Source organism: Nocardiopsis halophila DSM 44494 (genome assembly GCF_000341245.1).
GTDB classification, from domain to species: Bacteria; Actinomycetota; Actinomycetes; order Streptosporangiales; family Streptosporangiaceae; genus Nocardiopsis_A; species Nocardiopsis_A halophila.
In genome coordinates, this window is record NZ_ANAD01000050.1 from 1 (window position 1) to 8,415 (window position 8,415).

Below are 8,415 nucleotides of genomic sequence, written 5' to 3' on the forward strand. Positions count from 1 at the left end.
ACGGCCGGGGCCCGCAGAGTTCCACCGCGCCGGCGGACACGACCGCCGCACCCGAACCCGGGCCCCACACAGACCACCCGGGCCGGAGGCGGCCACCGGCCGGAAGGCCGAACGGCACAGAAGCAGAAGGGGCGGTCGACGGGGCCAAGGGGCGCGTGTGCGGAGGCGCCCGTGGCGGATCGGCGCGGGGCCACCACCGCCTGCTCCTGGTTTCCGCCTCTCCGTCCGCGTACATCCGCGAATCACCCGACTCCGGATCGTCACACGCGTCGCCCGCCTCTTGCGGCTCAATGGAGCCGCCCACAAGCCGCGCCAGAGGAGGAACCCCGCCATGCCACCGGCCCGACGCACCCACTGCGCCCAATCCGGCCCCGCCCGCCGCGCAGGCGCGACCCTGGCGGGCGCTGCGCTGGCCCTCGCACTCTTCCCCGTCCCCGCCGCCGCCCAGGCCTACCCCGGCTACACCGTCAGCCGGTACGTGCCGCTGAGCGGCGCGGCCTCCGACATCAGCGCGGCGCGCTCGGCCGGGTGCTCGGAGGGCGAGGTGGGCCGCAGCGGCCCGCGCGTGCTGTTCTTCGGCACTCAGGAGGCCGGCGGGGAACTGCGTCAACCCGGCACCAGCGCCGGGAGCGGCACCCCGCGCGTGCCCGCCGACCGGGCGGTGCAGGCGGCGGCCGCCTGGGCCGACGGCTTCGAGGAGTGCGCCTCCGGAAGCGCCGAGGCCGTGCTCGCCCTGGGCGTCAACAACAAGTCCGACGGGAAGGTGTCGGGCTCGCGCGCCGGATCCGCGTGGGCCGACCTGGTCGACCGGGCCGCCGCGCGCGTGTCCGGCGGGCGGGTGTCGGTGGCAGGAGCCGTGGACGCCGAGCCCGAGTGGTCGTCGGCGTCCTGGGCGAGGGCGTGGGTCGACGCCTACACCTCGGGATCGTCCACCCGCCTGTACGCCGCCAACTCCGCAGGCGGGTGCCCGCAGTACGGCTCCTCCTCCACCTCGTGCAACAACGGCTGGAGCCTGTCGGACGTGCACTACGTGTCGGCCGGGGCTTCGAACCGGATCCGGGCGGTCCCGCAGATCTACCGGACCGACGGGATCCAGGCCCGCCAGTGGGCGGCGGTCAGCGCCTGGGGCGCGGACCACGGCGGAGGGCCGGTGCGCTTCGCCGGGTCCATGTCGCAGCGCATCGCCTGCAAGCAGCGCGGGGGGTGCGAGAGGACCGACAACACCGCCAAGGCGGCGTGGACGCAGCTCCGTGAGGAGCTGAACTCCCACCCGGACACCCGTATCGGCGACCTGCCGTACGCGACGGACGTGCGGTGGCCGTAGAGGCGCCTGAGGAACCGTGCCGCGCACCCTGGAGCTGCCGGCGCCTCGGCATCCAGGTGACCGTAGGCGCCGCCGGCCCCGATGGCGGTCACCCCGCCGGGCCGGCCGGGCGTCCGTAGGCCAGTTCGGCCACCACCCCGCGGTGGTCGCTGCCGGGGACCTCGCGGACCCCGGCGGAACGGGCCTCCATGCCCCGGTAGAACACATGGTCCAGACGGACCATCGACGCGGACGAGGACCAGGTGAAGCCCGGTCCCCACCCGGCGGCGCGCTGGGCCTCGCCGAAACCGTCGAAGACGTCCATGGCGCGGTCCGTGGCAGCGGTGTTCATGTCCCCCGCGACCACCACCGGCCCCTCCCCCTCCGCTTCGGCATCGGCGGCCAGGGCCTCCAGGGAGTCGTTGCGCTCGCCGACGGCTCTGGGGCGCAGGGAGGCCACATGCCCGACCAGCACCACGACGTCGCCGCCGGGGGCGTGTACGGTCGCCCGGAGCCCCCGGAAGATGTCGAGCGGCGCGGGCCCGCCGACCGGGTGGCGGCTCCACAGGCCCACGGTGCCCTGGCGGATCCATGTCCCGTTCTCGCCCAGTGCGCTGGAGGCGCATTCGGCGGGTCCGGTGATCTCTTCGACCGCCACGACGTCGGCTCCCCAGCCGGAGGCCTCACGCAGGGCCCCGCACGGGTCAGGGTTCTCGGCGTCGATGTTGAGGGTGGCCACGGTCAGCCGTCCGGCGCCCGTGTCCGATCCGTTTCCTGCGCCCAGTCCGGGGACGTAGGCGGGGAGGAACAGGAACGCCCACACCAGCGAGGCGACCCCGACCGCCGCGAGGCCCGCGCGGGAGCGGAGCAGGAGGGCCCCGGCGGCGGCGGGGAGGATCAGCAGCCCGACCCAGGGCAGACCGGAGTCGAGGAACACGCCGAGGTCCCCGGGGACGAGGCGGTGCCCGGCCAGGAGGAGCGCCGCCAGTGCCCCTGTACCGACTAAGAACGCATCACCGGCCCGGAGGCGTTGGCGGTGCGGTCTCGGACGTGTCGTCTCGCTCATGCCCCTCATCCTGGGTCCCCCTCATAAGAGCCGCATGAGAACGGAGGTCCTCAGAGTGAGAGCCGGGCCGCACCCGTCGCGTTCGACGGCCGGCCGACGAGGCTGAAGGCGATCCACGGCCGCGACCGGTCAGGGCTCGCAGGAGGGGGCCGGAGACAGGCATTCGGACCTCTCGCTCGCGCTCTTAGGGGATGAGTGCGGCGTAGCCGCTCCTCAATGATGGTTGAAGGGGTCGGGTCCCCTCACAACTACGGGCTTTACGACGTAGATTCTAAGGCGGCGTCGCTTCGCTTCTCCCTAGCGCTCTGGGACACGCAACCGATACCGCACCCGCCCTCCCCTGCATCGCGGGACCCAAGACCGTTGAGGAGGTCCTGGAACGCCGCCGGGCGCGGCCATGGGCGCCCGGCGGCGCCTGCGGCGAGCGCCTCTACCCCCGGCCGATGTAGGGCATGCCGGTGGCCATCAGCGTCATCCACTGCACGTTGGCTTCCAATGGCAGGGCTGCCATGTCAGCCACCGCGCGGGCCACGTACGCCGCGTCGAACACCGGCTCCGGGGCGCGGCCCCCGTCGGCCTGGAGCGTGCCCGCCGCGATGCCCTCGGTCAGCTCGGTCGCCGCGTTGCCGATGTCGATCTGCCCGCAGGCGATCCCCAGCGGCCGCCCCTCCAGCGCCAGCGACTTGGTCAGCCCGGTCACGGCGTGCTTGGTGGCGGTGTAGCCCACGGACATCGGCCGCGGCACCTGCGCCGAGACCGACCCGTTGTTGATGATGCGCCCGCCCCGGGGCTCCTGGCGGCGCATCCGCGCGAAGGCCTCCCGCGCGCACCAGAAGGCGCCCGTCAGGTTGACGTCGACCACCCGCCGCCACTCCTCGTCGCCGACCTCGTCCACCGGGGTCGGCGACGGCATCGCCCCGGCGTTGTTGAAGAGCACGTCCACGCGCCCCCAGCGCTCGTCCACGGCGTCGAACAGCGCCCGCACCGCGTCGGGGTCGGCCACGTCGGCGGGGACCGCCACGCCCCTGTCGGGCGCCGCGGACATGCGCGCGGTCTCCTCAAGGCGGTCCCGGCGCCGCCCCGCCAGGGCCACCTCGTAGCCGCGCCCGAGCAGCTCCAGCGCCACCGCGCGCCCGATCCCGCTCCCGGCGCCGGTGACGACCGCCACACGCCCTTCGCCCTCGCCCCGCTCCGGTGCCGCCGGTGCCGCTGCGCCCATCGCCGTCCGCTCTCCTTCCGCTCCGCATCCGCGGCCCTGCCGGGGGCCGCACCGCCCGGGAATCCTCCCACGCCCCTCCCCCGCCCGCCGCCGGGGCCTGCGGGGACGCCCGGGCAGGCCCCGGCGCGGGCCGGACGCACCGGCCCGGACGAGGACGGACAGGGGACCCCGCACCACTGCGCGCCGCCGCGCCCCCCGCCACAATGGAAGGGGCGCCGCACAGCGCCACCGCGGCCGCCTGCACCCGACACAGCCGAGGGAACCGCCGATGATCCGACCCGACCGCCCTGCCACCGGACGCCTGCTCCTGCTGGCCTGGTCGTTGCTGCTGGTGGCGCTCGCGGTCAGCGGGACGGTCCTGCTGGTGGTGTTCACCGTGTCCCTGGGGCTGTCGGCGATCTGGATCGGCCTGCCCATGGCGGTCATGGTCACCCCGCTCATCCGCAGCCTGGCCGACACCAACCGCCGGGTGCTGGGCATGTTCCTCGACGAGGGCCCCGTCCCCTCCCCCTACAGCCCGCTGCCGCAGGGCACCCTGCCCGACCGCATCCGCGCCGTGTTCGCCGACCCCGGGACCTGGCGGGACATGGCCTGGCTGCTGCTCAACGGCACCGTGGGGGCACTGCTCGCCGGCATGCCCGCGCTGCTCATCGGCCACGCCGTCTACCAGATCCTCTACGCCACGGTGCTGTGGCGGGCCGTTCCGGACCTGTACGGCCTGCCCGTGCAGGGCCAGACCGAGGCCTTCGTGGCGCTCGTCCCCGCCGTGCTGGAACTGGCGCTGTTCTGGACCGCCTCCCCCGGGCTGCTCCGGCTGTACGCCCGGCTGAGCCGGTGGCTGCTGGCCCCGACCGAGAAGGCCCGCCTGCACGCCCGGGTGCAGCACCTGGCCACCTCCCGCGCCGACACCATCGACGCCCAGGCCTCGGAGGTGCGCCGGATCGAGCGCGACCTGCACGACGGCGCCCAGGCGCGTCTGGTGGCGCTGGGCATGAGCCTGGGCATGGCCGAGGAGCTGATGGCCCAGGACCCCGAGACCGCCCGGCGGCTGCTGGCCGAGGCCCGCGAGGCCACCCGCCAGGCCCTGGACGAGCTGCGCGACCTGGTACGCGGGATCCACCCGCCGGTGCTGGTCGAGCGCGGGCTGGACGGGGCGGTGCGCGCGCTGGCGGTGTCCCAGCAGCTGCCCATCGAGGTCGCCATCGACCTTCCCGGGCGGGCCCCCGCCCCGGTGGAGTCGGCCGCCTACTTCGCCGTGGCCGAGGTGCTGACCAACGCCGCCAAGCACTCCGGCGCCTCCCGGGCCTGGGTGCGCATCAACCACGTGCACGGCCGCATGGCGATCCTGGTCGGCGACGACGGGCGCGGGGGCGTCGAGGAGTCCGGGGGCTCGGGGCTGCGGGGGATCCGGCGCCGACTGGATTCGTTCGATGGGACGATGAACATCGTCAGCCCGGCCGGCGGGCCGACCATCGTGACCATGGAGCTGCCGTGCGCGTTGTCATCGCCGAAGACCTGGCCCTCCTCCGCGACGGGCTGATCCGCCTGCTCGAGGCCCACGAGTTCACCGTCGTGGCCGCCGTGGAGAGCGGGCCCCAGCTGCGGGACGCCCTGGTGGAGCACCGCCCGGACGTGGCGGTGGTGGACGTCCGCCTGCCGCCGACCTTCACCGACGAGGGCCTGCAGGCGGCGATCGAGGCGCGCGGGCACGTGCCGGGGCTGCCCATCCTGGTGCTGTCCCAGCACGTGGAGCCGCTGTACGCGCGCGAACTGCTCTCCGACGACCGCGGGGCGGTGGGCTACCTGCTCAAGGACCGGGTCTTCGACGTGGGGCAGTTCCTCGACGCCGTGCGCCGGGTGGCCGAGGGCGGTACCGCGATGGACCCGGCGGTCATCTCCCAGCTGCTGGCCAAGCACGGCGACGAGGGGCCGCTGGCGTCGCTGACCCCGCGCGAGCAGGAGGTGCTGGCCGAGATGGCCGAGGGGCGCTCGAACTCAGCGATCGCCGGGCGGCTCTTCATCACCGAGAAGGCGGTCAGCAAGCACATCAACAACATCTTCACCAAGCTGGACCTGCCGCCGTCCGGCGACGACAGCCGCCGCGTACGCGCGGTCCTGGCCTGGCTGAACAACAACTGAGGGGCGGACTGAGGGGGCGGGGGACGTGTCCCGGGCCGGAACCAGGGGACACGCCTCTACCCGGCATGCGGTCCTCGGCTATGCCGAAAAGGCCTGCCCCTGGGCCTTGAGGAGCGCCACCCACTCGCCAGCCGGAACACCGAGTGTCAGGGCCGGATTCGCCGTGTCCTTTACCTCGACCTCCCCGCTCGGCTCCACTCTCGCAGCCACGCATTCTCCCCGAACCTGACTGCGGCTGGACTTCGTGAATTCATGTGTAAGCACTGCGCTTCCTCTCTATCAGGGCCCGCGAGTCCGAGGGGTTGAGGGACCATGCCAACGCGGTGTTCAGCAGCCGGGAGATCCGCCGGACTTCGTCCGGCTCCGTGACCACTCGGCTGGAGACGGCGTCCTCGGTGTGCGCCAGGGCCGGGCGGTCGGCGAACTCTAGCAACCGGAATCCGCCTGTGGCCCAGACGGCGATCCCGACCCTCTGGGGAAGGACCAGGATGCGCACATCATCGGCACCGGACAGGTGGTCCAATTGGTCCCGCATGATGGCCGCGTCGCCGACCGTATTCTCCAGCGCAGGCTCGAAGATCACGAACTGGAGCTCCCGTCCCCGCAGCTTGTCCAGGCGCGACGTCCGGGACAGTGCGACGGCCTCGATCCGTTCCGCCGACATGTCCGGGTTCCCTGCCCGCAGCAGTTCCCTCGCATAGGCCGCCGTCTGCAGGAGCCCTGGGACGACGAGCCCAGAGAACGCTGAAATGGCGGCGGCGCGGGCTTCCGACTCCACCGCCCGAGCCGCCCAGGACGGGAGCGCAGCCGCCTTGCCCTCCGACTCCCACGCGGCCAGAAGCCGTCCGCCCCCTTCGAGGAACCGGTCCATGGCCTCGACCGCCGGCCGTTTCAAGGCGCGGGTGCCCCGTTCAGCTTTGGCCACCATGCTCGTACTGAGCGAGGCCGTACGGGCCAGTGCTTCACGGGAGGCGCCCCGCGCCTCTCGGAGTGCCTTGAGGTCGCTCGCAAAGCTCACGTGGACCATGCTGGCACAGCGGTCGGACACCCAGGGACGCCGATGGACGCCTGTGGACAGCCTCTGACGTGGACTGTCGGACAGCGGCTGACCGATGGACCGTGAGCCCATGGACGCGAAGATCGTATTGAACCTCCTGAAGGCCCACTACGGGTGCCGCTGGCACATCCGCACCACCGGGACCCTGGGGACCCTGTGGATCGCCACGGCGGCGGACAAGGACACCGACCGCGAGCCGACCGTCATCGAGAGCGACCTCGAACGCTTCATCGCCAAGCTGGAGAACCCCGGCCCCAGGTACGGGAACGGACACCCCCTCCTCAAGGCCCTCGGCTGGAGCGAGGACGCCCCGGGGGTATGGTCACCGCCCGAATGACCCGCGGCATGACCGGTCTGCGCCACGAACCGCGGCGTGAGGGCAGCCCGGCCCGCCCATGGCGCTCGGGCGCGGGCGCCCCCTCAGCCCTGCCTGCCGGGCTCGGGCGCGCGGTACAGGCCCTCGATCTCCTCGGCGAAGGCGCGCAGCACCGCGTCGCGGCGCAGCTCTCCGCTGGGCAGCACCAGGCCGCTCTGCACCGTGAACTCCTCGGCCAGCACGTGGAAGGCGCGCACCGCCAGCTGCGGGGGCACCGAGCGGTTGGCCTCCCCCACCGCCGCGCCGATCTCGCGCAGCAGGTCGGGGTCGGAGGCGATCTCCTCCGGCGAGGTGTTCAGCGGGCGGTTGTTCACCAGCCGCCAGTACTCCAGCTGGTCCGAGGCGAGCGTGACCAGCGCCGTGCAGTAGGGCCGCCCGCGCCCGATCACCATCGCCTGCCGCACCAGCGAGTGCTCGCGCAGCCGCCGCTCCAGGTCGGCCACCAGCTCCTCGGGGGTGGCCGGGGCGGGCTCGGCCGGGCGCTCGGCGACCGCGCCCCCCTGCACGGCGGCCCCCGGTTCCGCCGCCGCTGTCGCCGCGGGGGCCGCGCCCGGCGCCGCCTCGGCGGCGCGCGGCCGCGCCGGTGCCGCGCACGCCTGCACGCGCAGCCGCCCCCGCACGGTCACATACCCCTCGTCGTCGACGTCCCCGGTCACCCCGGTGGCCAGCCACCCGTCGCGCAGCGCCTCCCGGCTCGCGTCCGGGTCGTTCCAGTACCCGGGGAAGACGCCCGGCCCGCGCACGAACAGCTCGCCGCCGGGCCCCGGGCGCACCTCGGCGCCCTCCAGGGCCCGCCCCTGGGTGCCCGCGCGCCGGTCCTGGGGCCCGTTGGCGCAGAACGCGCCGCCCGCCTCGGCCGTGCCCGCGACCTGCATCAGCGGCACCCCGGCGCCGTTGAAGAAGTGGTCCATGCGCGCGCCCAGCGGCTCGCCCGCGCACACCACCAGGCGCACCCGGCCGCCCAGCGCCTCGCGCACCCGGGTGTACATCCACTCGTACATCGCCTTGGACACCCGCCGCCAGGCGCCCTTGCGCCCGGCCTTGTCGAAGTCCACGGCCAGCTCAGTGGCGGCGCCGAAGGCGTTGTGGTTGTCCCAGCCGGTCTGGCGCGCCTTGTTCGACTCGGCGTTGTAGACGCCCTCCAGCAGCCGCGGGCCGGTCACCAGCACCGTCGGCTTGAACGCCCGCAGCTCGGCCTGCACGTCGGCCCGCGGCTCCAGCACCCCCAGCCGCACCCGCGCCAGCATGCAGGCGG

The 8,415-nt window shown here is 74.0% G+C and carries 9 protein-coding genes; 4 read left to right on the top strand and 5 right to left on the bottom strand.

From position 1 onward, the window contains the following. Positions 1-331 precede the first annotated feature (331 nt). On the top strand, positions 332-1,324 hold the full coding sequence (locus D450_RS0106095) for a hypothetical protein (protein ID WP_017537789.1): 993 nt from the start codon (positions 332-334) through the stop codon (positions 1,322-1,324). Between the two features lie 88 nt (positions 1,325-1,412). On the opposite strand, the gene D450_RS0106100 is transcribed toward D450_RS0106095, so the two are convergent. After that, the gene (locus D450_RS0106100) at positions 1,413-2,369 is read right to left on the bottom strand and encodes an endonuclease/exonuclease/phosphatase family protein (protein ID WP_241483077.1); all 957 of its coding nucleotides are present in this window, start codon (positions 2,367-2,369) and stop codon (positions 1,413-1,415) included. Positions 2,370-2,799: 430 nt separating this feature from the next. Further along, positions 2,800-3,588 carry an SDR family oxidoreductase gene (locus D450_RS0106105; RefSeq protein ID WP_017537791.1) on the bottom strand — a complete coding sequence of 263 codons (789 nt, stop codon included), beginning with the start codon at positions 3,586-3,588 and terminating at the stop codon, positions 2,800-2,802. A gap of 268 nt (positions 3,589-3,856) precedes the next feature. Here D450_RS0106105 and D450_RS0106110 point away from each other — a divergent pair, with 268 nt between their 5' ends. Next, positions 3,857-5,128 (top strand): sensor histidine kinase, encoded by a 1,272-nt coding sequence (locus D450_RS0106110; RefSeq protein ID WP_017537792.1) that lies wholly within the window; start codon positions 3,857-3,859, stop codon positions 5,126-5,128. Beyond that, on the top strand, positions 5,080-5,727 hold the full coding sequence (locus tag D450_RS0106115; protein ID WP_017537793.1) for a LuxR C-terminal-related transcriptional regulator: 648 nt from the start codon (positions 5,080-5,082) through the stop codon (positions 5,725-5,727). The genes D450_RS0106110 and D450_RS0106115 overlap by 49 nt, the downstream gene beginning before the upstream one ends. Before the next feature lie 78 nt (positions 5,728-5,805). Here D450_RS0106115 and D450_RS35555 read toward each other — a convergent pair whose 3' ends face one another. Both D450_RS35555 and D450_RS0106120 read right to left on the bottom strand, forming a co-directional pair. Continuing rightward, entirely contained in the window at positions 5,806-5,991 is a 186-nt protein-coding gene (locus D450_RS35555) for a DUF397 domain-containing protein (protein WP_083932555.1), read from the bottom strand. Further along, positions 5,978-6,754 carry a helix-turn-helix domain-containing protein gene (locus D450_RS0106120; RefSeq protein ID WP_017537794.1) on the bottom strand — a complete coding sequence of 259 codons (777 nt, stop codon included), beginning with the start codon at positions 6,752-6,754 and terminating at the stop codon, positions 5,978-5,980. The genes D450_RS35555 and D450_RS0106120 overlap by 14 nt, the downstream gene beginning before the upstream one ends. Positions 6,755-6,854: 100 nt before the next feature. Here D450_RS0106120 and D450_RS29585 point away from each other — a divergent pair, with 100 nt between their 5' ends. Further along, entirely contained in the window at positions 6,855-7,121 is a 267-nt protein-coding gene (locus tag D450_RS29585) for a hypothetical protein (RefSeq protein ID WP_017537795.1), read from the top strand. An 83-nt stretch (positions 7,122-7,204) separates the two neighbouring features. Here the strand turns inward: D450_RS29585 and D450_RS0106130 are convergent. Further along, positions 7,205-8,415, bottom strand: a 1,211-nt coding sequence (locus tag D450_RS0106130) for an AMP-binding protein (RefSeq protein WP_026128408.1), incomplete at its 5' end; no start/stop codon positions are given.

Coding starts and splice junctions, on each gene's coding strand:
- D450_RS0106120 (WP_017537794.1), bottom strand. CDS start 6,754: ATGGTCCACGTGAGCTTTGCGAGCGACCTCAAGGCACTCCGAGAGGCG.
- D450_RS0106110 (WP_017537792.1), top strand. CDS start 3,857: ATGATCCGACCCGACCGCCCTGCCACCGGACGCCTGCTCCTGCTGGCC.
- D450_RS0106100 (WP_241483077.1), bottom strand. CDS start 2,369: ATGAGCGAGACGACACGTCCGAGACCGCACCGCCAACGCCTCCGGGCC.
- D450_RS0106095 (WP_017537789.1), top strand. CDS start 332: ATGCCACCGGCCCGACGCACCCACTGCGCCCAATCCGGCCCCGCCCGC.
- D450_RS29585 (WP_017537795.1), top strand. CDS start 6,855: ATGGACGCGAAGATCGTATTGAACCTCCTGAAGGCCCACTACGGGTGC.
- D450_RS0106105 (WP_017537791.1), bottom strand. CDS start 3,588: ATGGGCGCAGCGGCACCGGCGGCACCGGAGCGGGGCGAGGGCGAAGGG.